Genomic DNA, 25,489 nt, shown 5'->3' with positions numbered 1-25,489 from the left:
ACCGGCTTACTCCCCAAGGCCAAATTTTTGATCGAGCTTATTCATCTTCCAGGCGTAGAAGAAGATCAGCACGATAAACGTTAGGATTGAGCCCTGTTGTGCAAACCAGAAGCCAAGGTCAGTGCCGCCAACCGGGATACCAGCGAGCAGCGGGCGAAAGAGGATAGCGCATCCGTAAGAAACAAATGCCCAAACGGCCAGGCATCCGAAAATTAAGCGGACGTTTGCTTTCCAGTATTCAGCAGCATTGGTTTTGTCGTCTGCCATTGTGTTGCTCTCCACTTGTGATTTTTAAGGTTGGGAAAGTTCACGAGGAATAGCGTGTGACCCATCAGGGCAATCGCACGTCTAAAGCCACTCAATCGTTAGGAGTGGTGAGTCAGTTCCTGTTGGCACGTCACCTTATTATTCGATATGAAATGTCGAGTTAGTTAGTGACGTGCGATTACCCTGCATGACTCATTGTTAATACTGGGCAATAAACGTCAAAAAATAAATCCCAGACTTTGGTATCAATAAACATCGAAATGGTTGTTAATGCACTGCATGCTGTTGAAAATATGGCTTTTTAAGCACTTTTTAAGCGAAATTCGAAGGCGTTTTCAGAGCTATGGGACGATAGTCTAGTAAGCAAATTAAAGCCGTTATTGGCTACTTTAAATAGATGTATTGAGTTTCGCGTGAAGCATGGTTAGCAAAAGCCGATACTTTGGTCGTGTATCAAAAGTCGCTTCGACTTTAGCGTGATAGCTAAAGGTATAACAACGTTCTACTTGCTACTTTGGAAGTGAATCCTTTATACCCGTACAGCCACCTTCATATAATAACCGATAAGCTATTTGGAAGCGCTGGAGTGACGCCTTCGTTATGAATCAGTATCAAGCAGAGCCATTTTTAATACGACTTACATACTCTTTAGTTCGCCTTTAGTTGAACGAGGTTAAACCCCATGGTCGATGTGGATCTATCCCAGCTGCCGTTTACGCTTCTTGACGATGAGGGGCGTGATCACATTCGCCGTGGCATTGACCTTGCCTATTTTGATCGTGACGAAATCATTCTAGAGACTGGCCAAGCGGGGGAGTTTGTCTTTCTGATTCATAAAGGCGAAGTGGCTGAAATCGACCCTACGCTACCCTCATCCACCTCACGTATTGGCCACTATACGGCGGGGGATCTCTTCGGCGCGATCAGTATTCTCAATGGAAAAAGCCGTTATCGGTTTAAGGCTGAGCAGGAGTGCCTCTGTTATCTACTGCCCAAGGCTCTTTTTCAGCAGCTGTGCCGCCACTACCCCGATTTCAGTAACTTCTTTCGCCAGTCGCTGACCCATAAGGCTCGCCTGCTGACCGAAAAGCGCGCCGAGGGGGGCGTCACCATGGCGGGCTTTATGCTGGCCAAGGTGAGTGAGTGTATGCGCGAGCCGCTGCTGATGGCGGCAGCAACCGATATTGCCAGCGCGGTAAAACAGCTCAATGAGAGCCACGCCGACAGCCTGCTGGTAGAGACCCAGGATAGGCTGGGTATGGTAACCAAAACCGATCTGCTCAACGCAGTAGTGTTGAAAGGCAGCGCAGTAACGTCAGCAGTGGATGAAGTCGCCCACTTTAACTTGGTGACCGCCACGCCGGATCAGTACTTATTTGAAGTCTTGGTACTGATGACCCGCCATAAAGTGGCGCGGGTGGTCGTGATGGAGCAGAACGCCTTGAAGGGCGTGGTCGAGCTCACCGATGTGCTTAGCTTCTTCTCAAGTCGCAGCTACGTGGTGAGCCTGCAGGTAGAGCAAGCAAGCAGTTTAGAGGCGCTTTCGGCAGCCAGTCAGCGTACGCCGGAGCTGGTCAAAGCGCTGATGGCCCAGGGCGTTAAGCTGCGCTTTGCGATGGATCTGCTAGCGGCACTAAACGGCCGGATTATTAGCAAAGCCTGGGAGTTCACTATCGATAAGCGCTATCACGAGCAGAGCTGCATGATGGTGATGGGCAGCGAAGGGCGTGGTGAGCAGATTCTAAAAACGGATCAGGATAACGGCTTGATCCTGGCCGATGAAGCCCAGTGGCCCGATCTGGCAAGCCATATGCAGACGCTCACGGATACGCTGATTCAGCTGGGCTATCCGCCGTGCCCGGGCAATATTATGGTATCGAATCCTGTGTGGGTGGCGACGGTATCGCAGTGGAAGGGCAATATTGCCAAGTGGGCCAGGGAGCGCGATGGCGACAGCCTGATGAAGCTGGCGATTATGCTCGATGCCCACGCAGTGGCGGGTAACCCAAGCCTGCTTGAAAGTGTTCGTGATGAGCTGTTTGAACGCTGTTCGAGCGATGAGCTGCTGCTCTCCTATTTCGCCCGCACGGCGCTGCGTTTCTCGACCCCGCTGACGCTGTTTGGCTCGCTGAAAAAGCCTCAGCACGGTATCGATATTAAGAAAGGTGGCATCTTTCCGATTGTTCACGGTGTGCGCACCATGGCGCTTGAACGGCGGATTAAAGCTACCTCAACCTTTGACCGCCTGGATGCGCTAGCGGCGGATGGTCGCCTGGATCGTCGTTTTGCAGAGGATCTGGGGGAGGCCCTGGCGCTGTTTTCTGAGCTGCGTCTTAAACAACAGCTTAACGCGTTGGAAACGTCTTCGGACACAAAAGAAGCTAACTCCCAAAACGGCAGTCGCGCTAATCGCGTTGTCGTGCAAAACCTCTCTTCCCTGGAGCGCGACCTTCTGCGCGAAGCGATGCATATTGTCAAAGACTTTAAGCAGCGGCTTTCCCATCGTTATCATTTGGAGTATTCGTGAGCGGAATGCGGCTGTTAGATCGACACGTAGCGCTATTTAGCGGTTCATTGCGCACCTTGTTGCGCCGCGAAAGTGATCGTCGGCGTTGTGCAGACTCTCCCTATGCCTGGCTGTTTCAACCTTATATGGGCGAGGAGCTGGTAGCACTCGCCTGTACGACAGCGCCCACGTCGTCATCGCCGGTGATCAGCTTGGCTGCGGTGGCGCTAAGCCAGCAGCAGGTACGAACCAGCCGCGCTTTTGTGATGACGCTAGGCAATACGAAACAGCCCGAGAGCGCGACGCTGCGCCGTCATCATTTGCTGTGCGAGGCCGGGGAGGTGCAGCCGCCAAGCAGCGCTAACTTGAGCGCGTTAGTGGAATTTATCGGCAATCGACCCATAGTGGGCTGGCAGTTGGAGCAGCGTATTGGGGCGTTGAATACACTGCTTACCAAGCGGCTAAATTTTGCTCTGCCCAATGCCCAAGTCGATGTGGCGAGACTGCATCAGCGCCAACTGCGGCGACTGCATCCCCAGGTAGAAGCGCCCAGCAGCTTCACCCAGGCGTTGGCATGCTGGCAGGTGCCCGCCATGGGCGTGCAGAGCGTACTGGGCGAGGCCACCGCCAGCGCACTGCTGTATATGCGCCTGCAGCGTGTTATGGCACAGGCTGCTTAGGGAGGAGCCACGAGTAGTTGGGTCAAGGCGAAGAGTGTTGTTAGAATAGCCCCCAATTATTTCTGTGTAGCACCTCTTCTCTTCACCATACCCTCGGCAGTGCCTATACCATGCAATCTCTTGATCACTTTGATCCTGCTCACCTTGATACAGTTGTAGCCACCCCAGCTAACGCTGAGCAAAACCAGCCAGAGCTGGCTGATGCCAAGCAGAAGCGTGAATTTAACAAGCTGCAAAAGCGTCTGCGCCGGGAAGTGGGCAATGCGATTATTGATTACCAAATGATCAATGAAGGCGACCGCGTGATGGTGTGCCTATCCGGCGGCAAGGACAGCTACACCATGCTGGAGATTCTGCGCAACTTGCAGCGCAATGCGCCGGTTAATTTTTCACTGGTGGCGGTCAATCTGGATCAGAAGCAGCCGGGTTTTCCCGAACACGTGCTGCCTGCCTATCTGGATAAGCTGGGCGTGGAGTACCATATTGTCGAGCGCGATACCTATTCGGTGGTGAAGGAGAAGACCCCAGAAGGCAAAACCACCTGCGCGCTCTGTTCACGGCTGCGGCGTGGCTCGCTGTATGGGTTTGCCGAAGAGATTGGCGCCAATAAGATTGCTCTTGGCCATCATCGGGAAGATATCCTCGAAACCCTGTTTCTGAATATGTTCTTCGGCGGCAACCTGAAAGCGATGCCGCCCAAGCTGTTATCCGATGATGGAAAAAATATCGTTATTCGCCCATTGGCTTACTGCAAAGAGGCTGATATTGCTGAATTTTCGCGGTTGATGGAATTCCCGATCATCCCCTGCAACCTCTGCGGCTCACAGCCCAATATGCAGCGTCAGGTGGTCAAAGAGATGCTCGCCGAGTGGGACAAAAAGTTTCCGGGCCGCCTGGAAAGCATGTTTAAAGCGGTGACCAATATTGCGCCCTCCCAGTTGGCAGACCGCAGCCTGTTTGATTTTGAAGGCTTAGAGGCCAAACAGGCGGAACTGCTGGCAGGGCGCATCCAGGCCTTTAACGTCAGCTAACCGTTTGCTCTTCCTCTTCAGCGAGGGTAATCAAGCGCGGCATGTCGAGAATATTGACCTCTCGCCCGGAAACCGCTACCACGTTCTGCTGCTGAAAGCGGCTTAAAATGCGGCTGACGGTTTCCACTGCTAAGCCCAGGTAGTTGCCAATATCGGCTCTGGGCATTGAGAGGCGAAAACTATAGGGTGAGTAGCCCCGGCGACGAAAACGATCCGAGAGCGTAATCAGGAAGCTCGCCAGCCGCTGATCCGCGGTTTTACGCGACAGCAGACGCATCATACGACGATCATCACGTAACTCTTTGCTCATGCTGCGATACAGCTGGCCACGTAGCTCAGGGATCTCTTCCGAGAGTAGATCCAGACGGTCAAAAGGGATCTCGCAGACGGTGGTGGTTTCCAGTGCAATAACGCTACCGGGGTAGTGCTCTTCGTCAATGCCATCCAGTCCCACCAGTTCACTGGGCAGGTAGAAGTTTGTCAACTGTTCGCTGCCGTTACCTTCAGCGGTGATCTGTTTCAAACTCCCTGAACGCACCGCGTAAACGCTGGTGAAAGTGTCACCTTGGCGAAACAGAGGCTCGCCTTTTTTCAGCGGCGCACGGCGGCGAATAATCGCATCGAACTGCCCCATATCGTCCAACTCAAGGGCAAGCGGCAGGCACAGCGAGCTAAGGCTGCAGGTTTGGCAGCGCGCTTCGTGGAGTAGCGAGCGCCGGCTGCTCATGGGTTCCAACATACGATGCTCCTTGAGTGGGTCAGGGTAAAATTAGTAAATTCTTACTTATTGTAGTGGCGTTAGCATGCCTGCAATAAGATGATTAGACAATCTTAGAGTAGCGCTGTCCCGTTTGCCCAGAAAGATGGGCATCGAACGCCATGGCTAAATGGCGAATAAGCAGCCGCCCCATGGGCGTGGCAATAAGTTGATCACCTCTACGGATGATTAGGCCATCTTGCTCGGCGCCCTGTAAACGTTCCAGCGCGGGTGCAAAATAGCGGGGGGCATCAATGTTCCAGCGCTGGCTGACCGCCGCCAGATCAATGCCCATATCGCACATCAGCCGCTCAATCACATCCCGGCGGATTAGGTCGTCGTCACTCAGCCGCACGCCGCGTACGGTGGCAAGCTTGCCTTGATCCAACGCCGCTTCATAGCGCGCCAGGTCGCTAGGGTTCTGCGCATAGACGTCATCGATGCGCGAAATTGCCGAAACGCCAAGCCCGATTAAATCGCACTGGGCGTGGCTGGAGTAGCCTTGGAAGTTGCGCTGTAGCGAACCGTCGCGCTGGGCAATGGCCAGGCTATCGTCAGGGCGGGCAAAGTGATCCATGCCGATATGCACGTAGCCTGCCGCGGTAAGCATCTCGATGGTGGCGCGCAGAATTGCCAATTTCTCTTCGCCACCCGGCAAGTCGTCGACGTTAATACGCCGCTGGGGGGCAAATCGCTCCGGCATGTGCGCGTAATTAAACACGGAAAGACGCGCGGGGTTGAGGTCAATTACCTGGCGAAGCGTATTCGCAAAGCTCTTTTCTGTCTGAAACGGTAACCCGTAAATAAGATCAATATTGAGCGAGCGAAAGCCCAGGCGGTGCGCCTCCTCCATCAGCGTTTCGGTAAGTACCCGAGGCTGAATGCGGTTAATCGCTTTCTGCACCAGCGGGCTTAAATCCTGCACGCCCAGACTAATACGGTTAAAGCCTAACGACTGTAGGTGACGCAGGGTAAACACATCCGCTTCGCGAGGGTCTATCTCAATGGCGTAATCGCGATCAGCAGACGATGAAAGGCCAAAACGGGCGTCCAGGCGATCAATCAGGTCACCCATCTGATTCAAGCTGAGAAAGGTCGGCGTACCGCCACCCCAGTGCAATTGCTCCACTGGTCGTGAGGTATTCAAGTGGCGGGCAGTCAGCACCATCTCGCGGTCTAGCCGGGCTATATAAGGCTCGGCCAGAGCGGTGTTCTTGGTGGCGATTTTGTTACACGCGCAGTAGAAGCAGATCTTGCGGCAGAAGGGTACGTGAACATACAGTGAGAGTGAACGCTTACTGGCATTGCTACGCTCCAGCGCCTGGGTCAGGTCGTCAGGCGTAAACTGGTCGTGAAACGACAGAGCCGTAGGGTAGGAAGTATAGCGCGGGCCGCTAGTGTCGTAGCGGCGCAGCAAGGCTTCATCCCATACCGGCTGCATAGGAGTGGCGGCTGCCGCAGATGCAATGGGCAAGGCAGCGGGGGCATGAACGGGCATGAAGGGGCACTCCGACGTTAGGAAATGCCGCTAGACTAACCCCCAGAGTGGGGGGAAACGTTGAGCCACGTCATACTAATGGAGGTTGTGTGCCGAAAGCGTCCACAGCTGCCACAGGGCAAAAGCGATAATCGTCAGTGCCGCCACGCTGCGCGTTGCCGGGTGGCGAATCAAATGGCTGAGCTGGCGCGCGGCCAGGCCCGTGGCCAGCAGCGCCGGCAGTGTGCCAAGCCCAAAGGCGCCCATCAGCAGGGCACCCTGGAGCGGGTCGGCAATCGCCAAGCTCCAGGCCAACATGGAGTAGACCAGCCCACAGGGTAGCCAGCCCCAAATGGCCCCCAGGGCAAAGGCTTGGGGAAGATGCACCACAGGCATCAAGCGCCGTCCCACAGGTTCGATAAAACGCCAGAGGCGGCGGCCAACGGCTTCGACCTTGAGCAGCCCCTTCCACCAGTTAGCGATATAGAGTGCCATCAGGATCAGCATCAGCGCGGCAAACACCTGAAGTAGCAGTCGCGCCGTAGCGGACAGCGAAAACAGCGTGCCTAGCATGGCAACCAGTGCGCCTGCGCTCATATAGCTAATAATACGGCCTGCATTGTAGCTGAGCAGCAGGCCACCCATGCGCGCTGGATGGCGCATGCTGGGGGGCACGGCAAAGGTGAGCGCGCTCATGATACCGCCGCACATGCCGATGCAGTGGGCGCCGCCCATCAAGCCAAACACAAATGCCGCCATGAGCGGCGGCAGATCGAGCCCCGTCGGATTCATGGCCGTGGCTCTTGGTCGTCGGGTGTCTCTCTCGCTGCTGTTTCAGAGCGCTTCGCCTGCTGACGCTGGCGGCGCTGCTCAGGGCTGAGGTCGTTCTCATCTTCATCAAACAGAATACGGTGCGCCGGCCCTTCCAGGTCGTCGAACTGATCATTCTTCACCGCCCAGAAAAACGCCCAGACGGCGAGGCCGAGTAGGATTAGCGAAAGCGGAATAAGCAGATACAGAATCGTCATGCGATTACCGGTGTTGAAGTGCCAGACGATAGTACAGGCTGGGGGCGCCAGCGTGACAGTCGTAGGGCGTTACCGACCACTACCAGCGAGCTAAGCGACATTCCAATCGCGGCTAGCCAGGGCGGTACCAGCCCCATCGCCGCCAGCGGCAGCGCCGAAAAGTTGTAGCACACTGACCAAATCATGTTCTGGCGCATGATACGCCTCGTCGCCCGGGAAATCTCGATGGCCTCAAAAACCCGCATAAGACGGGGGCTGAGTAGCACCGCATCGGCGCGGGTGCGGGCTAAATCCGTCGCCCCATTCATTGCAATCGCCACATCGGCACCCGCTAACACCGGTACGTCGTTAATGCCATCGCCTATCATCACCACGGTTTCGCCTTCGGCTTGAAGCGCTTTCATCCTGGCCAGCTTGCCCTCTGGACTGACGCCTGCATGCCAGGTGGTGAGATTGAGCTGGTCTGCCAGGCTTTCCACTGCATCCTGGGTATCGCCGGAGAGTAGCTCCACGCTTAAGCCCTGGGCCTGGAGGGCGTAGATGGTATCGGCAGCGTCGTCGCGAATGCCGTCATGCAGGCCAAACCAGGCACGGGGTTCGCCGTTTTCGCTAAGCAGCAGCCACTGGCCCTTGGCGGGTGCCGCTATAACGCTATCCACGGCGTCATCCACAGTCCTGTCCACGGCAAATTCGGGCTTTCCCAACCGCCAACGGGCGCCGTTTAGTCTCCCTTCAAGTCCTTGCCCTGTGTGGCTGTGAATATTTTTGGCTTGCAGGGTCGCATCCCGGAAGGGCCGAAAGGCGCGGGCGATGGGGTGTTCCGAGTGGGCCTCAAGGGCGGCGGCAACGGCCCGTGCGCGCTCAGCGGTGAGATCGCCAAGAGGCTGTGTTTGGGTCAGCTGCATCTCGCCGCGGGTGAGGGTGCCGGTTTTATCGAAAATCACCCGGGTAACGTTCGAGAGTGTCTCCATGGCATCGGCGCGGGTGATCAAAACGCCGCGCTTACGCAGTTGTCCATGGCCTGCGGTGAGGGCCGCGGGGGTGGCTAGAGCCAGCGCGCAAGGGCAGGTTACCACCAGCACCGAGAGCAGAACCCAGAGCATCCGCGAGGGGTTGATAAACCACCAGGCAATTGTCACGCAAGCCGTTACTATTAGCAGACGCAGCACAAACAGGTGTGCCATGCGGGCAGCCATCTGGGCAAGCCTAGGGCGGCTAGCGAAGGCACGGTCGGTAAGGTCGACGATGCCCGCTACCCTAGCATCGCGCCCGGCGTGAGTTACCCTGATCACCAGCGGGTTTTCCATGTTTTGGCTCCCGCCGGTAATGGGGTCGCCCACGCGGCGGGTGATTGGCAAGTATTCGCCGGTCAGCATCGATTCATCCAGACTCGATTCACCCTCCTCAATGATGCCATCAGCAGGCACGCCATGGCCGGGCTTGATCAATACGCGATCACCGGGAGCGAGTTCGCTGGCGGGCAGAATGCGCTCGCTGCCATCGCTTTCGAGGCGCGTGGCCGAAATCGGCAGCACTCCGCTGAGTGCGTTGCCGCTATGACCACTGCGGCGTCTGGCGCGGCCCTCGACGTAGCGGCCAAACAGCAAAAAGAAGGTGAACATGGCCACCGAGTCAAAATAGACCTCGCCGACGTTGAATAGCACGGCATAGCTGCTGGCAAGATAAGCGCCGCCAATCGCCAGCGACACCGGCACATCCATGCCCAGTACGCCGGTTCGCAGATCGCGCAGGGCGTTGCGGAAAAACGGCTGGGCGGAGAAAAACACCACTGGCGTGGCCAGCGCAAAGGAGAGCCAGTGAAACAGCGCGTAGAAGTCGTCGCTGATTTCACCGGGGCCGGAGACATAGATCGGGATCGAGAACATCATCACCTGCATCATGCCCACAGCGGCGATAATCAGCCGTCGCACATTCATACGCTCTTCGTGCTGCAGGCGTGCTTGGGCTTGATCGGGCTCGTAGGGCTGGGCGTCGTAGCCAATGGCAGCCAATTCAGCCAGCAGTTGCGAGAGCTTCAACTGCTGGGGATCCCAGCTCACCCGCAGGCGGTGGTGGGTCAAGTTTACCGCGCTGGAGGCAATGCCTGTTAAGGCGTTCAAGCGGTGCTCAATCAACCAGGCGCAGGCTGCGCAGGTGATGCCTTCAATGGCGAGGGTGGCTTTTACATTGCCCTCATCGCCATCGGGGTGGACAAACTGCGCCTGCAGGCCGGGATCGTCAAACACCGACCAGGTGTCGGCCTTGGCTTCCTGACGCTCATCCGGACGTTCGGGTAGCTCGGTACGGTAGCGGTAGTAGCTCTCCAGGCCACCATCGACAATGGCATGAGCCACCGCTTCGCAGCCGGGGCAGCAAAGCGGCTTGGGGGTGTCATCCAGGGTAATCGTCCAAGGCGCTCCCGCGGGTACCGGGTTACCGCAGTGATAGCAGGACGCGGCAGTCGTTACGTCGCTCATTCGCTCGCTTCGCGTCCTCCCGGTAGTAGCGTGACGCTATGTTCATTGGGGAACGTGGCTTCGCCGGTAAGGCGCCAATCGGCGCCTTCCTGCTCAGGCTGAATCTGCAGATACCAGCGGTAGCGCAGATTGTCGGGGCCTTGGGTGATATAGCGGCCATCGCGGACATGCTCGAGCACAAACGACTGGTCGCGGTCGTTCTCAGTAGGGAAGATGAGATCAAGGTAGAGTTCGTCCGGGCGCGCGTCGCCACGTAAATCAACCACGATATCGCTGGTAAGGGGATCAAGGCGTAGCTCGGCGCTTAGGTTGAGTGCCCGTGCCTGCTCCTGCTTGGCCAGTACCATGTTAATGGCTTTGCCGTGCTCGTAATAATCTTCCTGAACGACCATGCCGTCGAAGCTCTTGATCGACATAACCGCAAAGCCGGTACTGACGATAATCGATGAAAACAGTATGCCGAGCAAAAACCACGGCCAGAACTGCTTGTACCAAGGCGTCACCTTATCTCCAGAGGGCAGGGATGACATAATTTTTTATCTCCTAATATCGCCCAGGAAGCTGGTCTCGCGCTCAAGGCGAATATCCGCATCCTGCTGAGCCTGCAGCGTGAATACAATGGGGTGGCTGGGTTGCTGTAAATCGTCGGGGCTGGCGGTCACTGTGACCACTTTCAAGCGCGACTCCCCCGCGGGTACGCTAATCGTACTGCTATCCAGGGTTAAATTGGGCAGTCCGGTAACGCTGAGCTGATAGACGTGGTCTTGATCATCCAGGTTGCGGATAGTCAGGCTAAACACATTGCTAATTTGACCGTCGCGAGTCACTTGGTAGAGCTGGGTGCGCTCGCGCTCAGCGTCAAAATTGAGCGGCATGCGATCGTTGATAGCCCAGGTGAAGGTGCCCACCATCAGCACCAGTGCAGTGAAGTAGCCTATCAGGCGTGGACGCATAATATGGCTCTTTTTACCCTCTAGAGCGTTTTCGTTAGTGTAGCGCACCAACCCCCGCGGATAGCCCATTTTGTCCATTACGCTGTCGCAGGCATCGATACAGGCGGCGCAGGTAATACACTCATACTGCAGCCCATCGCGAATATCGATGCCGGTAGGGCAGACCTGTACACAAAGCTCGCAGTCGATACAGTCACCATAGCCAGCCTCGCGGGCTTCAAGATGGCTCAGGCTTTTCTTACGGTGCCCACGGGGTTCGCCGCGTGACTCATCGTAGGAGACAATCAATGTGTCGCGGTCAAACATGACTGATTGGAAACGCGCGTAGGGGCACATATAGATGCACACTTGTTCGCGCAGCCAGCCGGCATTGAGGTAAGTGAAAACCAGAAAAAAACCGACCCAGAAGTAAGACCAACCGTGGGCTTCAAAGGTGGGGAGCTCTGTCACCAAATCGCGAATTGGCGTGAAGTAACCCACAAAGGTGACGCCGGTGGCGAGGGCAATGAGCAGCCAGGCGGCGTGCTTACCCCCTTTGCGCCAAGCTTTCTCGGCGTTCATTGGCTGGCTGTCGAGTTTAATGCGCCGGTTGCGCGAACCCTCAATACGGTGTTCAAGCCAAATGAATAGAAACGTCCAAACGCTTTGCGGGCAGGTATAGCCACACCATACGCGGCCAGCAAACACGGTAATAAAAAACAGCCCAAAGGCACAGATAATCAGCAGCCACGACAGCAGGATGAACTCCTGAGGATAAAAGGTGGCGCTAAAAATATGGAATTCACGGTTAGGCAGGTCAAATAGAATTAACGGCCGATCACCGATGTTAATCCACGGTAAGAGAAAAAATACCAGCATTAACGCCCAGTTGGCACTGCGCCGTAGCTTCTGGAAGACACCCTTAATTTCGCGCACGTAAATGTGGCGACGCTTGGCGTACATTTCCTGGGTAACCGTTTCAGAGGGGGTATGATGCCCCACCGGGTTCGGTGTGACGTCTTGGCTTGGTATCTTTTCCATGGCGATATTTCCCGGCTCAGAAGGCAGGAGAGATGGCACCCTTCCATTAAATGAATTGCTCAGTGAAACGAGGTGCTTGGTAAAATTTTAGTGCTTAGTTAATTTTGATGCTTAGTCGGTCTTTGGTGCTTCGCTAATATTGTATCGGGTTGGGTATAAAGAAAGGGTGCGGTTTGGGGCCGCACCCTTGCTTGGTTAGCGTTACTGACGGTTGCCGCTATCAGCGATCCATCAGTCCGCCAGGCGCAGGCTATACACGTAGGCCGCAACCAGGTGAACACGCTCTTCACCGATATATGCCGCTTGCGCAGGCATATGGCCGTTGCGGCCATTGCGCAGCGTTTGACGGATAGAGTCACCCACTTCTTGGCCCGGTGCCAGGTAAAGCCAGATGTCATCGGTCAAGTTAGGCGCACCAAGAGCCGTGTTGCCCGTTCCGCTTGGGCCGTGGCAGGCAGCACACACCGCCATAAAGGTGCTTTCGCCCTGTTCGGCCCGCTCTTCGTCATGCTCTTCATTAGAAAGCGATAGAACGTACTGGGTTAGATTTTCGATATTGTTCTGCCCCAACTGCTGCCAGGCGGGCATAAGGCCATTACGGCCGTTGTTAAGTGTGGTCAGAATATTTTCTGGTTCACCACCGTATAGCCAGTCGTCATCGGTCAGGTTGGGAAAGCCGTAACCACCCTGAGCGTTGGAGCCGTGGCATACCGCGCAGTTGTTTTGGTAGATGCGCTCAGCCACCTGCATCGCTTCGGGGTCTTCGGCAAGCTCCGGAATGGGGACTTCCTGGTACTGGGAAAAAATCGGCGTGAAGCGCTCTTCGGCCTGAGCAACTTCCTCTTCCCATTGACCCTCCTGAGACCAGCCTAACAGCCCTGCGTAGTTGCCCAGGCCGGGGTAAAACACCAGATAGCCCAGTGCAAAGACCACCGTTAAAACGAATAGCTGGAACCACCACTTTGGCAGTGGGTTGTCGTACTCTTCGATACCATCGGCGGCGTGGCCGGTGGTTTCTACATTGCCGTCTGCATCAGGCGTTTTATCGGTGCGGCGGTTGGCCAGCAGTATCCATACGCTCAGCGCAATCGTGCCCAGCGTAATGATAATGATCCAGGCGCTCCAAAAGCCGGATAGGGAGTCACCCCATAGATTATTCATATATTCTTATCTCCCCTGTCGTCGCGGGAATGCGCTTCGCTGTCGCGTTCACGCGAAGCGTGCTTGTCACTGGTCGGTAGCTCATCGTCGTCGGCAAAGGGCAAATTAGCCGCTTCGTCGAAATCTGGCTTGCGTCGCTTGGAGTACGCCCAGAGGGCAATACCGATAAACGCGAAAATCAAGATCAGCGTGATGAGACCGCGAAAAGTTCCCGTATCCATAACTTAGCGAGTGCCCTCGAGCACGGTTCCGAGCTGCTGTAGATAGGCGACCAGGGCGGTAATTTCCTGGGTGCCGCGAACCTCTGCAGTCGCGTTGGCAATATCTTCGTCGGTGTACGGCACGCCTAGCTGGCGCAGTGTGCGCATTTTAGCCGGAGTAGCCTCACCATCGAGGGTGTTTTCAAACAGCCAGGGGTAAGCCGGCATGATGGATTCGGGCACTACGTCGCGGGGGTTGTAGAGGTGGGCGCGGTGCCAGTCATCGCTATAGCGGCCACCGACGCGCGCCAGGTCTGGCCCGGTGCGCTTGGAGCCCCACAGGAAGTTATGCTCGTAGACCTGCTCGCCCGCCACATTGTAGTGGCCGTAGCGTTCGGTTTCGGCGCGGAATGGGCGCACCATTTGCGAGTGACAGCCCACGCAACCTTCGCGGCGATAGATGTCTCGGCCTTCGAGTTCCAGTGCCGACAGCGGCTCCAGACCTTCGACCGGCTCGGTTGTCTGCTTCTGGAAAAACAGTGGGACGACCTCCGCCAAGCCGCCGAAACTGATCACGACAAGGATCAACACGGCAAGCAGGCCAACGTTCTTTTCGACAATCTCGTGTTTCATTGGTCTCAACTTCCCCGGTTTAGGCAGCTTGTGGCGCTGAATGGCTGATGGCCTCACGACGCTTAACGGTCATGTACACATTGAACGCCATAATCAGCATGCCGGTGACCCAGAAGAGGCCGCCGATTAAGCGAACAAAGTAGCCTGGTGCGCTGGCTTCAACGGCTTCAACGAAGGTGTACATCAAGGTGCCATCAGGGTTGATCGCACGCCACATGAGGCCTTGCAGAATGCCGTTAACCCACATGGAGGCGATATAGAGCACGGTGCCAATAGTGGCCAGCCAGAAGTGCACGGCAATCAGGTTGATCGAGTACATTTCAGTGCGACCAAAGACGCGCGGAATCAGGTGATACATTGAGCCGATGGTAATCATCGCTACCCAGCCAAGCGCGCCGGAGTGAACGTGACCAATGGTCCAGTCAGTGTAGTGCGACAGCGCGTTGACGGTCTTAATCGCCATCATCGGGCCTTCAAAGGTGGACATGCCGTAGAACGATAGTGCCACCACCAGGAAGCGTAGTGTCGGATCCGTGCGCAGCTTATGCCAAGCCCCTGACAGAGTCATCATGCCGTTGATCATGCCACCCCAGGAGGGTGCCAGCAGAATAATCGACATAATCATACCCAGCGACTGTGCCCAGTTAGGTAGTGCTGTGTAGTGCAGATGGTGAGGACCTGCCCACATGTAGATCATGATCAATGCCCAGAAGTGGACGATTGACAGGCGGTAGGAGTAGATTGGGCGTTCAGCCTGCTTCGGCACGAAGTAGTACATCATGCCCAGAAAACCTGCAGTCAGGAAGAAGCCAACCGCGTTGTGTCCGTACCACCACTGCACCATGGCATCTACCGCGCCGGCGTAGATCGAGGTGGAGTACATCGGGGTTACAGGGATGGCCGCATTGTTGACGATATGCAGCACCGCAACGGTCAGAATAAACGCCGCAAAGAACCAGTTCGCCACATAAATATGCGACGTGGTGCGTTTTTTGATCGTCATTAGGAACACGATGGCATAGCTGATCCAGACGACCGCGATCAAAATGTTGATCGGCCACTCCAGTTCAGCGTACTCCTTGGTGGTGGTATGCCCAAGCGGCAGTGACACCACGGCGGAGAGGATAACCGCTTGCCAGCCCCAGAACGTAAAGGCCGCTAACTTGTCAGAGAAGAGCCGTGTCTGACAGGTACGCTGGACAACGTAGTACGACGTGGCAAAGAGCGCCGAGCCGCCAAAGGCGAAAATGACGGCGTTAGTGTGTAACGGACGCAGGCGCCCAAAGCTAGTCCAAGGTATGCCGAGGTTCAGTTGCGGCCAAACCAGTTGCGAGGCGAGAATGACACCCACTGTCATTCCCACAATGCCCCACACAACGGTCATAATCGCGAACTGCCGAACTACCTTGTAGTTGTAGGTCGGGTGTTCAAATGCTGTGCTCATGTCATGTTCCCATCGAACGCGGTTAGGGGGTAACCCGTGGCATTTTGCACGGGTGCGGCCACCCGCTTGATGATGCAGGTCAAGATCCGACCAAGATTCTAGCGCAGCAGAGGCTTAACCTGAACACACCAATTGGTTAAAGACTGAATTATCAGGAGCGCTGGGTGTCATATTACGCTTTGTCTGGTTATATCGAGGTACTACCTCAGGCTTTAAAAGAGGCGCTTAAGCGCCAGCCAAATGGCGCTTTTCTGGTGCAGGGCATGGGGCCGTTGGCTGTCCATGGTCAAGCCAAGATAGGTCGCTTGCTGTTTGCCCATGGCGCAGGGGCAGGGCAGCAGTCACCTTTCATGCGTCAATTTGTCACCTCGTTGGCGGATCGAGGGGTACAGGTGTTATGTATCGATTTCCCTTATATGCAAAAGATGCAGGAAACCGGCAAGCGCCGGCCGCCCCCGCCTATCGCCAAGTCCCTGGAGCAGTTTGCCCAGTGGTATGTGCTACTCGATTCCTTGTTTGACGAACCGCTATGGATTGGTGGCAAATCGATGGGCGGCCGCGTAGCGACCCTATTTGCCAGTAAACAGCTTGCTAATCAACACTCATTCAGTGAGCAACCATGCAGTAAGCCGGTGCCGGGCGTGGTGGTAGCAGGCTATCCATTTCATCCGGTTAAAGCGCCTGACAAGCTACGCCTGGATCACTGGCCTGCGATTGACTGCCCCATGCTGGTTTTACAAGGCGAACGTGATCCCTTTGGCACCCGGGAAGAGGTGGCTTGCTATCGATTGCCGCAAAACGCGCAGCTCGCTTGGCTAAGAGATGGCGATCACGACTTTAAACCGAGGCGCCTTTCTGGCCTGACCCAAACGGTTTTGATTGACGAGGCTACCCAAGTTGCGGCATCCTTCGTCCGCGCTCATCGCTCTGGCCTTGCGGAAGTGGGCAGCGTGTTAGTTTAGAAAGCGGTTTTAAATCAGTTTTTAAACACAGCATGTTGACATTGAGCAAGCCTTCTGTAGAATGCAGCGCCACGTGACCAGCGGGTGGTTAGCTCAGTTGGGAGAGCACCAGCCTTACAAGCTGGGGGTCACTGGTTCGAACCCAGTACCACCCACCATGTTTAGTAGTAACTAAAATGGGTTGGAAGCGTGTAGTAAAAAGTATGATTAAGCTTTGATGCGCATAACGGACCGGTAGTTCAGTCGGTTAGAATGCCGGCCTGTCACGCCGGAGGTCGCGAGTTCGAGTCTCGTCCGGTCCGCCAGCATCAACTACATATCTGCTTAAGCTAATTGTTTGAAATAGTTGTTATCGATTCGGACCGGTAGTTCAGTCGGTTAGAATGCCGGCCTGTCACGCCGGAGGTCGCGAGTTCGAGTCTCGTCCGGTCCGCCATGATAACTGCTAAGCTGGATTAGCAAGTGCCCCAAGGCGTTTGTTAATAGACGGGTGGTTAGCTCAGTTGGGAGAGCACCAGCCTTACAAGCTGGGGGTCACTGGTTCGAACCCAGTACCACCCACCATCAACTACCCTTTAGAAGCGCCTCTGAACCGCTTATAAACGTTAGTCTGATGGTCGTTACAGAAATGCTTTTACGTGGACCGGTAGTTCAGTCGGTTAGAATGCCGGCCTGTCACGCCGGAGGTCGCGAGTTCGAGTCTCGTCCGGTCCGCCATTAAGCATTTAGATCGGCACTTGCCGAACGAATTCCAAAAAAGCCCGGATCATCGATCCGGGCTTTTCGTATGTCTGTGCTTTGATTTGCCGCTTTTAGCCGGTAATCGCGGCAACTCCTGCTTTGGCCACCTGCACATCCTGATCGGGTTTTACGCCGGAAATGCCCACAGCGCCCACCACATGGCCGTCAACCGTAATCGGCACGCCGCCTGAAAGCAGGCCTTGCAGCGGTGCGGTGACAAACGCCGTGCGCCCACCATTAATCATCTCTTCAAATACCTGGGTCTCTTTACGACCTAGCGCTGCACTACGCGCTTTTTGCGTAGCCACTTCGGCGCTGAAAGGGGCGGCGCCATCCAAGCGACGCAGCGCCAAAAGATGGCCGCCGTCGTCGGTCACCGCGATGGTTACCGGCCAGCTATTGCTGTCAGCCTCTTTCTGCGCGGCATCCAGAACATTCGTTACATCGGCTTGGGCGAGAATAGCTTTTGTTTGCATGTTTTAATCCTTGTTAAGGGGGGGAGTGAAGTGGCCGCGCGGTTAAAGTCTGCGCGGCCTGGGGTAAAAGTTATTGGTGAAACGCTAGCTGAGCGCTGCATCGACGATCTCTACCCAGTGACGCACCGGCGTGCGATTGGCGCCTGCCAAGTGGGTCTGGCAGCCGATATTCGCCGTTACGATCACCTCGGGATCTCCAGCTTCCAGTGCATTGAGCTTATTGTCACGCAGTTGAGTGGCCAGTTCAGGCTGGGTGATCGAATAGGTGCCCGCTGAGCCACAACAGAGATGCGCATCCTGTACCGGGGTTAACGCAAAACCCAGCTTGCTCAGTACGCCTTCGACAGCACCGTTAAGCTTTTGGGCGTGTTGTAGTGTGCAGGGGCAGTGGAACGCCAGTCGTTGTGACGCGTTAACGCTCAATTCGTCCAGCGGCTCATCGCGCAGGATTTCGACAATATCTTTGGCCAGAGTGCTCACCTTTTGCGCTTTAACAGCGTAGTCAGGGTCATCCTTGAGCATGTAGCCATACTCTTTGACGAAAGCGCCGCAGCCGCTGGCGGTTTGCACAATGGCTTCGGTGCCTTGCTCAATGTACGGCCACCAGGCATCAATATTGGCGCGCATGCGGGCTCGTCCATCGTCCTGGGCATTGAGGTGAAAATCAACGGCGCCACAGCAGCCTGCTTCAGCCACTGGCGTGACGCTGATGCCGAGGCGATCCAAAATCCGTGCAGTGGCCGCATTGGTGTTGGGTGACAGCCCCGGCTGAACGCAGCCTTCCAGTATCAATACCCGCCGGGTATGGCGGTTGGTATCCGGGCGTACGCCTGCATCTATCGGCGCTGCGGGCATTTTATTGCGCAACTTGCCAGGCACCAGTGGCTTAAAGGTTTGCCCCAGCTTTAGCAGCGCTTGGAAACGTTTGGGCTCGACCATCATTTTTCGCAGCGCATAGCGCTGGGCCCGCTCACCTGCCGGGCGAGGAACGCGCCGCTCAATTTCGGCACGACCTATATTCAGCAGTTTGTGGTACTCCACGCCGGAAGGGCAGGTGGTTTCGCAGTTAAGGCAGGTCAGGCAGCGATCAAGATGCAGACGCGTCTCGTCGGTGACCTGGTCGTCATCGTCTTGGCTCTCCAGCAGTTCCTTCATGAGATAGATACGCCCCCGAGGGCCATCGCGCTCATCGCCTAACAACTGGTAAGTGGGGCAGGTGGCGTTACAAAAACCGCAGTGAACGCAGGTGCGCAGAATACGCTCCGCTTCTTGAATATGCGGTTTCTGAAGGTCGGCATCGGTAAATTGCGTCTGCATGTCAGCTCTCCTTAAAACGCCGCATAAAGGCGACCGGGATTAAAAATGCCATGGGCATCCAGCTCCGCCTTTAAGTTACGGTGATATTTTTCCACTACAGTATTAAGCGGTGTAAACGGCTCAGCGGCGCCTCCTTGGGTGTGGGGGGTATAGCAGGTGGCATGCCCCCCCACCGCAGCACAGGCGGCGCGGAGAGTGTCTGCATCCAGAGTGGTTTTCACCCAGCGCTGACTGCCCGCCCAGTCGTAAAAGATATCGCTTTCGGGAATATCCAGCGCTAGCGGTGCGCTGTTGGGGGGGAGTGACAGTCGCCACAGGGCTTGGCCATCGCCGTAGGCAAAGAAAGCGTGGGTATGGTCACGCAACTGGTGCCAGAAGCTGGCATCAAGTGGCTCGCCGCCCAGGCTTGCCTGGGTCGCGCTAACAGAGCTTTTGCCACCTTCCAGGCGCAAAAACAGCTCGCCGTGATGCCAGGCAGCGGCGCTAATCGGTAGCGGCTTGCGACCCAGCTCGGCGAGTTTTTTGAGCGCCTCATCCAGCCCCAGGGTTAAGCGTAGGCTGTGTGTTGCAGTGGGAATGGGCAGCACTTTAAAGGAGATATCCGTGAGTACGCCAAGGGTGCCCTGGGCGCCTGCCATCAGGCGCGATAAGTCGTAACCGGCAACATTTTTCATCACTTCGCCACCAAAGCGAAGCAGCTTGCCCTGTTGGGTGATAATACGCGTACCCAGCACAAAGTCACGGGCTGCGCCTGCCCAGGGACGGCGTGGGCCGGAGAGGCCGGTGGCCACGGCGCCACCAATGGTCGACGCTTCACCAAACATGGGCGGCTCAAAGCCCAGCATTTGGTGCTTCTCTGCCAGTACTTCCTGCAGGTCGCTAAGCCGAGTGCCAGCGCGCACAGTCACTACCAGTTCCACCGGGTCGTAGCTCACAATGCCGCTGTGTTCAGCCATTTGTAGCGCCTGGCCCTCCACCGGTCGGCCATAAAAGGCGCGTGTATCTCCGCCTACAATGCGTAGCGGCGTGCGCGCTTCATAGGCACTGCGTACCTGCTCGCACAGGGTCTCGGCGATATCGCGGTCGGCAATCGCTAGTTCGGTCATGGTCTTTCCCACTATTGGTCTTTTCCATTATTCGTTTGGGCTAATTATTGTCTTAGCTTCGGCTTGGCTCGCTGCTAAAAGCGCGGCAGCTCCGGGTGCGGTAACTCGTTGTTATGCACATGCATTGCGCCAAACTCGGCGCAGCGCGCCAGCGTTGGGATATTCTTGCCAGGATTGAGCAGCCGTTGTGGATCAAAAGCGGCTTTCAAAGCGTGAAAAACGCTGATTTCATCCGCCTGAAACTGGCTACACATCTGGTTGATCTTTTCGCGCCCAACGCCGTGTTCGCCGGTGATTGAGCCGCCCGCAGCCACGCAGAGCTCCAGAATCTTGCCGCCCACCTCTTCGGCAAGCGCCAGTTGGCCCTCTTTGTTGGCATCAAACAGGATTAGAGGATGCATATTGCCATCGCCGGCGTGAAAGACGTTGGCCACCGCCAATCCGCTCTCTTTGGAAAGCGCGGCAATGCCTTTCAGCACGCGAGGAAGCTCGCGGCGGGGGATAGTGCCATCCATGCAGTAGTAGTCCGGTGACATTCGGCCCACCGCTGGGAAGGCGTTCTTTCGCCCAGCCCAGAACTTGGCGCGCTCGGCCTCATCTCGGGCCTGCTGAATATCGGTGGCGCCCGCGGCTTCGAGTACCTGGCGCACGGTGTCGCAGTCGTCGGCTACATCGGCTTCGACGCCATCCAGCTCGCACAACAGAATCGCTTCTGCTTCCACTGGGTAGCCTGCTTTGATGAAATCTTCGGCGGCTTTGATGGCGAGTTTATCCATCATTTCCAGACCGCCGGGAATAATGCCTGCGGCGATGATATCGCCGACGGCGCGACCGGCTTTCTCAACATCATCGAAGCTCGCCATCAGCACTTTGGCAGTCTCCGGCTTGGGCAGCAGCTTGACGGTGATCTCTGTGACCACGCCGAGCATGCCCTCCGAGCCGTTTATCAATGCCAGCAGGTCAATGCCTGGGGCATCAAAAGACTCAGCGCCCAGCGTCATATGCTCGCCCTCAATGGTGAGCACATCGACACGCATCACGTTATGCACCGTTAGGCCATATTTTAAGCAGTGCACGCCGCCAGCATTTTCCGCCACGTTACCGCCGATGGAGCAGGCAATTTGCGAGGAGGGATCCGGCGCGTAGTAGAGGCCATAGGGCGCCGCGGCTTCGGAAATGGCCAGATTGCGAACGCCGGGCTGCACCCGTGCCAAGCGGGCATCAGGGTCGACGTTGAGAATTTTATTAAAGCGCGACATCACTAATAGCACGCCCTGTTCCAGCGGCAACGCACCGCCTGAAAGCCCGGTGCCCGCACCGCGAGTGACCACGGGTACGCTTAGCGCATGGCAGCGCTTGAGCAGTGCTTGCACTTGCTCAAGGGTTTCAGGCAGCGCCACCAGCATCGGCAGCACGCGGTAGGCCGCCAGCCCATCGCACTCAAAGGGGCGCAGGTCTTCTTCGCGATGCAGCAGCGTCATTTCGGGAACGGCTTGCTGCAGGTCGGTTAAAACCTCGCTTTTATCGCGCTGAACCAGTTTGCCGTCCAGGCGCTCATCAAAGAGGATATTCATTACGACATCCCATGCTTATTATCATTAAAGGTAAATGCTGAAACGGTCTATGGGCCTATTCTGCACGCAACATACTTCATAGAGCGTTCGTTAAAGGCATGGCCCAATTTGGGCCTTTTTTATCCGTCTGTCCAGATCGTGGTGCATTGGTCAGACCAGTAATTAGTCGATCCTGCTATATAGAAGCGAAACAGAGATGTCTTCTATGGCGAGTAGTGGCAAGCTGGCAAAACAGTTTAGCGAGAGTGACCGTCATGCCTGCGGAGAATCAAGCGTTGACACCCGGACAGAGAATGCCTGAACACGTGGCCACCCGGCTGGAGCGGCTGATTCTTGATGGTGTTTTTCGCCCCGGCCAGCTACTTCCTTCTGAGCGGCGGCTATGCGATCGGCTGGGCGTCTCCCGCGCCTCGCTGCGTGAGGGTTTGAGGATTCTGCGCAGCAAGGGAATTATCAATACTCGCCAGGGCCACGGCTCAACGGTCGCCACACTTTTGCCGGTGGGCAACCAGAGCCCGTTGATGCACCTGTTTAAAGACCACCCGCGTACGCTGTTTGATCTGTTAGAGGTACGCGCGCTGCTGGAAGGGGAGTCGGCGCGGTTAGCCGCGAGTCGCGGCACCTCCGCTGACCGGGTGCTGATCACCCGGCGCTATCGTGAAATGGCTGACTACGCGGAAAGCGCAGAGACCATTGATGTCGAGCGATTGGCGAGACTGGATCACGCCTTTCATCTGGCGGTTTCCCAGGCATCCCACAATCCGGTGTTGGTGCATACGCTGCAGAGCCTGACCGATTTGCTGCTTAGTTCGGTATTTGCCTCGGTCAAACATCTTTATCACTTGCCAGCGCCCAGAGCGATGATCAATCAGCAGCATGCGAAGTTGCATGAGGCTGTCGTCAACGGCGAGCCGGAGCAGGCCGAGCAGGTGGCGCTGGAGCACCTCACCAGCATTACCCAGCTACTGCGGGATTTAGAGGAGGAGCACGAACGGCTAGAGCGCTCCTCCATGCGTCTTGAAGAGTGGCAGTAGCTGATTAGCTATTGGCCACACTCTTATCGTCTTCCGTGTCGATCACGCCCGCCAAGGTGGCCGCTTCAATCTTGTTGCATAGATGGTCACGGAGAATTTGGCCCAGCAATTGGCTATCGCGTTTCTCAAGTGCCGCCATCATATTTTCGTGGTCTTTTACCGCTTGGCTCCAGTAGCGTTCGGTCATCTGTTTGGAGTAACGAACGCGTTTAACGCGCTGACTTAAATTACTATACATTTCTTGCAGTACATCGTTATTAGACGCGGCCAAGATGCTTTCGTGAATTTGTCTATTAACCTGGAAATAAGGTATCAAATCGCGGTTGCGATAGTGTACTAGCATCGTATTGTGCAGTTGCCGAATGGCAGCAATTTCAGCGTCGCTAATATGCTGACAGGCAAGTTCACCCGACAGGCCTTCCAGCGCGGCCATCAGGTCATAAGTGTCTTTAACGTTCTTGAGCGTCAGCCGCACCACCCGTGCACCTCGATTGGGAAGCAGCTCGATTAGCCCTTCGGTGGCAAGCACTTTTAGTGCTTCGCGTAGTGGGGTGCGCGATACGCCAAAGCGGTCACACAGCTGCTTTTCAGAGATGCGCTCACCGGGGGCAAGCTCGCCGTGCTCAATCAGGTCGCCAATTCTATCGGCCACTTCACGATATAAATTACGTTGCAGTATTTTTGTCATGAGTCAGTTCCTTGTCAGTGGTGCGCTCGGTTTACTGCCAAGCTAACCAGACCACCTGGATCGATTTGAGCACGATGCCATATTCGTATAGTGGCTATTGTTTATATGATCTGCAAAAGTAATTATGAATTCAATATTCCTTTGGTGGCATCTTGCCAACCACTGCCTACGACAATAACAAAGGAAAAACCGATGGCCGGACAAGTATTTCATTGCAGCGTGCAGCTCGCCAGAGAGCAGAGTAGGAAGATAGTCGATGGCGCCATGCAACAAGCACGCGATTTGGGGTTGCCGCCGCTGACGATCGTCGTGCTGGACGGCGGCGGGAACTTGGTGGCCGCTGAGCGCGAAGATGGTTGTGCTCCGTTGCGTTTCCCCGTTGCCCAGGGTAAAGCCTACGCCGCACTGGGCATAGGGATTGCCAGTGGGGTGATTGGCGCACGTAACGCTGAGCGCACAGCGTTTGTTGCCAGTGTTGCAGCAGCCTCCCAAGGACATTTTGTGGCAGTGGCCGGCGGGGTGCCCATTCTTAATGAACAAAACTGTTTGATTGGTGCAGTGGGGGTTAGTGGTGCTTCGTCAGAGGAGGATCAGCAGGCAGCCATCGCGGGTATTGAGTTGGCCGGTTTGCACTGGGGGCTTGAACCGAACTAGGAAATGAGCGGGAAGTGCCGATGAAAAGCGGGCAGATGGCTTATTCAGCCACTGCCCGTTTTTTATTTACCGCAACGTTTTAATAACTTCTTTAAGAATCAGCTGCTTGAAAAGCAATTTGTGCGACGAGACGAAAGTTTAATACCTAATTTTGAATTTTGAATTCAAATTGAAGTGGAAGAGGATCCCTGGAGTAAGTGCCCATCAATAATAAGTAGGCCTGCTCAGGCGTCTCCTTTTGCAGGTGCCATCGAGTGGCAAAGCCACGGTGGCGACATTGCTAACAACAACAAATGCGTTACCTGGAGTTCACTATGAAATTGCTCAAAACAGCACTCGCAACGGTCGTTGTGACCTTTGGTTTGCAGGCCGCTGCGGCCAACGCAAACACTGAAATTCGACTTGGCCATGTGGGCGGCCCTGGCTCACTATTTGAAATTAGTGCAAACCGCTTTGCCGAACTCGCCAACGAACGTCTTGAAGGCGTTGCCGAAGTGAACGTCTATGGCAACAGCCAGCTGGGTGGCGACGAGTCGATGATGCGTCGCCTACGTTTAGGCTCTTTGGATCTCTCGCTGCCTTCGACGGTGATGAGCTCGGAATCCGCTCAGTTTGCGCTGTTCGAAATGCCCTACTTGATCGAAGACCGCGAGCATATGAAGCGCGTGCGTGAAGAGATCGTTCGTGGCCCACTTTATGACGCTGCTGAAGCGCGCGGATTTAAAATTATTGGTGTGTGGGAAAACGGCTTTCGCCAGATTACTAACAACAAGCGGCCGATCGTTAGCCCAGAGGATCTCGAAGGTATAAAGCTGCGGGTTCCAGGCGGCACATGGCGTATCGATATGTTCCGTAGCTACGGCGCGGCACCCTCGCCAATGTCGCTGTCGGAAGTGTTTGTTGCCCTGCAGACAGGCGCCATGGACGGCCAGGAAAACCCCTTCATCCAAACCTACTCATCACGCTTCCACGAAGTTCAAGACTACCTCTCTATCTCTAACCACGTATATACACCTGCCTATCTGACCGCTGGGGCTAGCTGGAATCGTTTACCGGAAGAAGTGCGGACAGTACTCGAAGAAGTGGCCGTTGAGATGGAGGACTTCGTACTCGAAGAGGGCCAACGCCTGGATGATGAAACCCTCATTAAAATGCGCGATGAAGGCATGGAAGTGAATGAAGTCGACTTCGAAGCTTTTGTTGAGGCCTCTGAAACCATCTACAGCAAGTTCGCTGACGAAGTGGATGGTGGCCAGGAAATGATTGACGCCGTGGCTGCTCTTCGCGAGTAAGCAAGCGCCAC

The 25,489-nt window shown here is 55.8% G+C and carries 24 protein-coding genes and 5 tRNA genes; 12 read left to right on the top strand and 17 right to left on the bottom strand.

The features are described from left to right. Positions 1-6: 6 nt before the first annotated feature. Complete coding sequence (locus tag OM794_RS17175) at positions 7-267, bottom strand: DUF4212 domain-containing protein (protein ID WP_007113808.1); 261 nt, start codon at positions 265-267, stop codon at positions 7-9. A gap of 682 nt (positions 268-949) precedes the next feature. Here OM794_RS17175 and OM794_RS17170 point away from each other — a divergent pair. The 3 genes from OM794_RS17170 (at position 950) to ttcA (ending at position 4,484) form a co-directional block, all read left to right on the top strand. Then, positions 950-2,794 (top strand): DUF294 nucleotidyltransferase-like domain-containing protein, encoded by a 1,845-nt coding sequence (locus OM794_RS17170; RefSeq protein WP_226250632.1) that lies wholly within the window; start codon positions 950-952, stop codon positions 2,792-2,794. Positions 2,795-2,799: 5 nt separating this feature from the next. Further along, a complete protein-coding gene (locus tag OM794_RS17165) occupies positions 2,800-3,453 on the top strand; it encodes a DNA polymerase III subunit epsilon (RefSeq protein WP_226250730.1) in 654 nt (217 codons plus the stop codon). A gap of 110 nt (positions 3,454-3,563) precedes the next feature. Beyond that, complete coding sequence (gene ttcA, locus OM794_RS17160) at positions 3,564-4,484, top strand: tRNA 2-thiocytidine(32) synthetase TtcA (RefSeq protein ID WP_226250631.1); 921 nt, start codon at positions 3,564-3,566, stop codon at positions 4,482-4,484. Here ttcA and fnr read toward each other — a convergent pair. The 11 genes from fnr to ccoN all read right to left on the bottom strand — a co-directional run bounded on the left by fnr (position 4,477) and on the right by ccoN (position 15,634). Then, positions 4,477-5,223 (bottom strand): fumarate/nitrate reduction transcriptional regulator Fnr, encoded by a 747-nt coding sequence (gene fnr, locus OM794_RS17155; RefSeq protein WP_226250630.1) that lies wholly within the window; start codon positions 5,221-5,223, stop codon positions 4,477-4,479. The genes ttcA and fnr overlap by 8 nt on opposite strands. An 82-nt stretch (positions 5,224-5,305) precedes the next feature. Continuing rightward, a complete protein-coding gene (hemN, locus tag OM794_RS17150; RefSeq protein WP_226250629.1) occupies positions 5,306-6,739 on the bottom strand; it encodes an oxygen-independent coproporphyrinogen III oxidase in 1,434 nt (477 codons plus the stop codon). A gap of 75 nt (positions 6,740-6,814) precedes the next feature. Beyond that, entirely contained in the window at positions 6,815-7,510 is a 696-nt protein-coding gene (locus tag OM794_RS17145; protein ID WP_226250628.1) for a sulfite exporter TauE/SafE family protein, read from the bottom strand. Continuing rightward, positions 7,507-7,746, bottom strand: a complete 240-nt coding sequence (gene ccoS, locus OM794_RS17140) for a cbb3-type cytochrome oxidase assembly protein CcoS (RefSeq protein WP_088699411.1) — start codon at positions 7,744-7,746, stop codon at positions 7,507-7,509. Before ccoS ends, OM794_RS17145 begins: the two co-directional genes overlap by 4 nt. Further along, complete coding sequence (locus tag OM794_RS17135; protein WP_226250627.1) at positions 7,743-10,223, bottom strand: heavy metal translocating P-type ATPase; 2,481 nt, start codon at positions 10,221-10,223, stop codon at positions 7,743-7,745. The genes ccoS and OM794_RS17135 overlap by 4 nt, the downstream gene beginning before the upstream one ends. Beyond that, entirely contained in the window at positions 10,220-10,753 is a 534-nt protein-coding gene (locus tag OM794_RS17130) for a FixH family protein (protein WP_211594691.1), read from the bottom strand. The genes OM794_RS17135 and OM794_RS17130 overlap by 4 nt, the downstream gene beginning before the upstream one ends. Positions 10,754-10,759: 6 nt before the next feature. Continuing rightward, complete coding sequence (gene ccoG, locus OM794_RS17125) at positions 10,760-12,196, bottom strand: cytochrome c oxidase accessory protein CcoG (RefSeq protein WP_226250626.1); 1,437 nt, start codon at positions 12,194-12,196, stop codon at positions 10,760-10,762. 231 nt (positions 12,197-12,427) lie between these two features. Next, the gene (gene ccoP, locus OM794_RS17120; RefSeq protein WP_226250625.1) at positions 12,428-13,357 is read right to left on the bottom strand and encodes a cytochrome-c oxidase, cbb3-type subunit III; all 930 of its coding nucleotides are present in this window, start codon (positions 13,355-13,357) and stop codon (positions 12,428-12,430) included. Then, complete coding sequence (locus tag OM794_RS17115; protein WP_088699416.1) at positions 13,354-13,578, bottom strand: cbb3-type cytochrome oxidase subunit 3; 225 nt, start codon at positions 13,576-13,578, stop codon at positions 13,354-13,356. The genes ccoP and OM794_RS17115 overlap by 4 nt, the downstream gene beginning before the upstream one ends. Before the next feature lie 3 nt (positions 13,579-13,581). Next, a complete protein-coding gene (gene ccoO, locus OM794_RS17110) occupies positions 13,582-14,190 on the bottom strand; it encodes a cytochrome-c oxidase, cbb3-type subunit II (protein ID WP_226250624.1) in 609 nt (202 codons plus the stop codon). A gap of 19 nt (positions 14,191-14,209) precedes the next feature. After that, positions 14,210-15,634 carry a cytochrome-c oxidase, cbb3-type subunit I gene (gene ccoN / locus OM794_RS17105; protein ID WP_226250623.1) on the bottom strand — a complete coding sequence of 475 codons (1,425 nt, stop codon included), beginning with the start codon at positions 15,632-15,634 and terminating at the stop codon, positions 14,210-14,212. Between the two features lie 164 nt (positions 15,635-15,798). On the opposite strand from ccoN, the gene OM794_RS17100 reads away from it, so the two are divergent. From OM794_RS17100 to OM794_RS17075, 6 genes are all read left to right on the top strand, one after another. Continuing rightward, complete coding sequence (locus tag OM794_RS17100) at positions 15,799-16,596, top strand: alpha/beta fold hydrolase (RefSeq protein ID WP_226250622.1); 798 nt, start codon at positions 15,799-15,801, stop codon at positions 16,594-16,596. An 82-nt stretch (positions 16,597-16,678) separates the two neighbouring features. Then, positions 16,679-16,754: transfer RNA gene (locus OM794_RS17095), tRNA-Val, on the top strand. Between the two features lie 70 nt (positions 16,755-16,824). Further along, a tRNA-Asp gene (locus OM794_RS17090) sits at positions 16,825-16,901 on the top strand. A gap of 54 nt (positions 16,902-16,955) precedes the next feature. Then, positions 16,956-17,032: transfer RNA gene (locus OM794_RS17085), tRNA-Asp, on the top strand. Positions 17,033-17,084: 52 nt separating this feature from the next. Next, positions 17,085-17,160 (top strand) — tRNA-Val (locus OM794_RS17080). A 76-nt stretch (positions 17,161-17,236) separates the two neighbouring features. Next, a tRNA-Asp gene (locus tag OM794_RS17075) sits at positions 17,237-17,313 on the top strand. Positions 17,314-17,408: 95 nt separating this feature from the next. Here OM794_RS17075 and OM794_RS17070 read toward each other — a convergent pair. The 4 genes from OM794_RS17070 to glcD form a co-directional block, all read right to left on the bottom strand. Next, positions 17,409-17,813 (bottom strand): heme-binding protein, encoded by a 405-nt coding sequence (locus OM794_RS17070; protein ID WP_226247889.1) that lies wholly within the window; start codon positions 17,811-17,813, stop codon positions 17,409-17,411. Between the two features lie 84 nt (positions 17,814-17,897). Further along, complete coding sequence (gene glcF, locus OM794_RS17065; protein WP_226247887.1) at positions 17,898-19,130, bottom strand: glycolate oxidase subunit GlcF; 1,233 nt, start codon at positions 19,128-19,130, stop codon at positions 17,898-17,900. An 11-nt stretch (positions 19,131-19,141) separates the two neighbouring features. Then, positions 19,142-20,236: a glycolate oxidase subunit GlcE gene (gene glcE, locus OM794_RS17060; protein ID WP_226247884.1), complete on the bottom strand. Its 1,095-nt coding sequence runs from the start codon at positions 20,234-20,236 to the stop codon at positions 19,142-19,144. A gap of 74 nt (positions 20,237-20,310) precedes the next feature. Then, positions 20,311-21,810 (bottom strand): glycolate oxidase subunit GlcD, encoded by a 1,500-nt coding sequence (glcD, locus tag OM794_RS17055; RefSeq protein WP_226247882.1) that lies wholly within the window; start codon positions 21,808-21,810, stop codon positions 20,311-20,313. Positions 21,811-22,064: 254 nt separating this feature from the next. Here glcD and glcC point away from each other — a divergent pair, with 254 nt between their 5' ends. Next, positions 22,065-22,844, top strand: coding sequence for a transcriptional regulator GlcC (gene glcC, locus OM794_RS17050; protein WP_226247881.1), 780 nt, complete (start codon positions 22,065-22,067; stop codon positions 22,842-22,844). 4 nt (positions 22,845-22,848) lie between these two features. On the opposite strand, the gene OM794_RS17045 is transcribed toward glcC, so the two are convergent. Beyond that, positions 22,849-23,532, bottom strand: a complete 684-nt coding sequence (locus tag OM794_RS17045; protein WP_226247879.1) for a GntR family transcriptional regulator — start codon at positions 23,530-23,532, stop codon at positions 22,849-22,851. A gap of 192 nt (positions 23,533-23,724) precedes the next feature. Between OM794_RS17045 and OM794_RS17040 the strand changes: the two genes are divergently transcribed. Together OM794_RS17040 and OM794_RS17035 are read left to right on the top strand one after the other, a co-directional pair. After that, positions 23,725-24,186 (top strand): GlcG/HbpS family heme-binding protein, encoded by a 462-nt coding sequence (locus OM794_RS17040; RefSeq protein ID WP_226247877.1) that lies wholly within the window; start codon positions 23,725-23,727, stop codon positions 24,184-24,186. 314 nt (positions 24,187-24,500) lie between these two features. After that, positions 24,501-25,478 (top strand): TRAP transporter substrate-binding protein, encoded by a 978-nt coding sequence (locus tag OM794_RS17035; RefSeq protein WP_226247876.1) that lies wholly within the window; start codon positions 24,501-24,503, stop codon positions 25,476-25,478. Positions 25,479-25,489: the final 11 nt, after the last annotated feature.

It is taken from the genome of Halomonas sp. BDJS001 (genome assembly GCF_026104355.1).
Classification (GTDB): Bacteria; Pseudomonadota; Gammaproteobacteria; order Pseudomonadales; family Halomonadaceae; genus Vreelandella.
The sequence above is the reverse complement of the archived record's forward strand: the minus strand, read 5'-3'. Positions and strand labels throughout refer to the sequence as shown.

Coding starts and splice junctions, on each gene's coding strand:
- OM794_RS17040 (WP_226247877.1), top strand. CDS start 23,725: ATGGCCGGACAAGTATTTCATTGCAGCGTGCAGCTCGCCAGAGAGCAG.
- glcD (WP_226247882.1), bottom strand. CDS start 21,810: ATGAATATCCTCTTTGATGAGCGCCTGGACGGCAAACTGGTTCAGCGC.
- ccoG (WP_226250626.1), bottom strand. CDS start 12,196: ATGGAAAAGATACCAAGCCAAGACGTCACACCGAACCCGGTGGGGCAT.
- hemN (WP_226250629.1), bottom strand. CDS start 6,739: ATGCCCGTTCATGCCCCCGCTGCCTTGCCCATTGCATCTGCGGCAGCC.
- fnr (WP_226250630.1), bottom strand. CDS start 5,223: ATGTTGGAACCCATGAGCAGCCGGCGCTCGCTACTCCACGAAGCGCGC.
- ccoP (WP_226250625.1), bottom strand. CDS start 13,357: ATGAATAATCTATGGGGTGACTCCCTATCCGGCTTTTGGAGCGCCTGG.
- OM794_RS17170 (WP_226250632.1), top strand. CDS start 950: ATGGTCGATGTGGATCTATCCCAGCTGCCGTTTACGCTTCTTGACGAT.
- OM794_RS17115 (WP_088699416.1), bottom strand. CDS start 13,578: ATGGATACGGGAACTTTTCGCGGTCTCATCACGCTGATCTTGATTTTC.
- ttcA (WP_226250631.1), top strand. CDS start 3,564: ATGCAATCTCTTGATCACTTTGATCCTGCTCACCTTGATACAGTTGTA.
- ccoS (WP_088699411.1), bottom strand. CDS start 7,746: ATGACGATTCTGTATCTGCTTATTCCGCTTTCGCTAATCCTACTCGGC.
- glcF (WP_226247887.1), bottom strand. CDS start 19,130: ATGCAGACGCAATTTACCGATGCCGACCTTCAGAAACCGCATATTCAA.
- glcC (WP_226247881.1), top strand. CDS start 22,065: ATGCCTGCGGAGAATCAAGCGTTGACACCCGGACAGAGAATGCCTGAA.
- glcE (WP_226247884.1), bottom strand. CDS start 20,236: ATGACCGAACTAGCGATTGCCGACCGCGATATCGCCGAGACCCTGTGC.
- OM794_RS17175 (WP_007113808.1), bottom strand. CDS start 267: ATGGCAGACGACAAAACCAATGCTGCTGAATACTGGAAAGCAAACGTC.
- ccoN (WP_226250623.1), bottom strand. CDS start 15,634: ATGAGCACAGCATTTGAACACCCGACCTACAACTACAAGGTAGTTCGG.
- OM794_RS17145 (WP_226250628.1), bottom strand. CDS start 7,510: ATGAATCCGACGGGGCTCGATCTGCCGCCGCTCATGGCGGCATTTGTG.
- OM794_RS17045 (WP_226247879.1), bottom strand. CDS start 23,532: ATGACAAAAATACTGCAACGTAATTTATATCGTGAAGTGGCCGATAGA.
- OM794_RS17135 (WP_226250627.1), bottom strand. CDS start 10,223: ATGAGCGACGTAACGACTGCCGCGTCCTGCTATCACTGCGGTAACCCG.
- OM794_RS17165 (WP_226250730.1), top strand. CDS start 2,800: ATGCGGCTGTTAGATCGACACGTAGCGCTATTTAGCGGTTCATTGCGC.
- OM794_RS17035 (WP_226247876.1), top strand. CDS start 24,501: ATGAAATTGCTCAAAACAGCACTCGCAACGGTCGTTGTGACCTTTGGT.
- ccoO (WP_226250624.1), bottom strand. CDS start 14,190: ATGAAACACGAGATTGTCGAAAAGAACGTTGGCCTGCTTGCCGTGTTG.
- OM794_RS17070 (WP_226247889.1), bottom strand. CDS start 17,813: ATGCAAACAAAAGCTATTCTCGCCCAAGCCGATGTAACGAATGTTCTG.
- OM794_RS17130 (WP_211594691.1), bottom strand. CDS start 10,753: ATGTCATCCCTGCCCTCTGGAGATAAGGTGACGCCTTGGTACAAGCAG.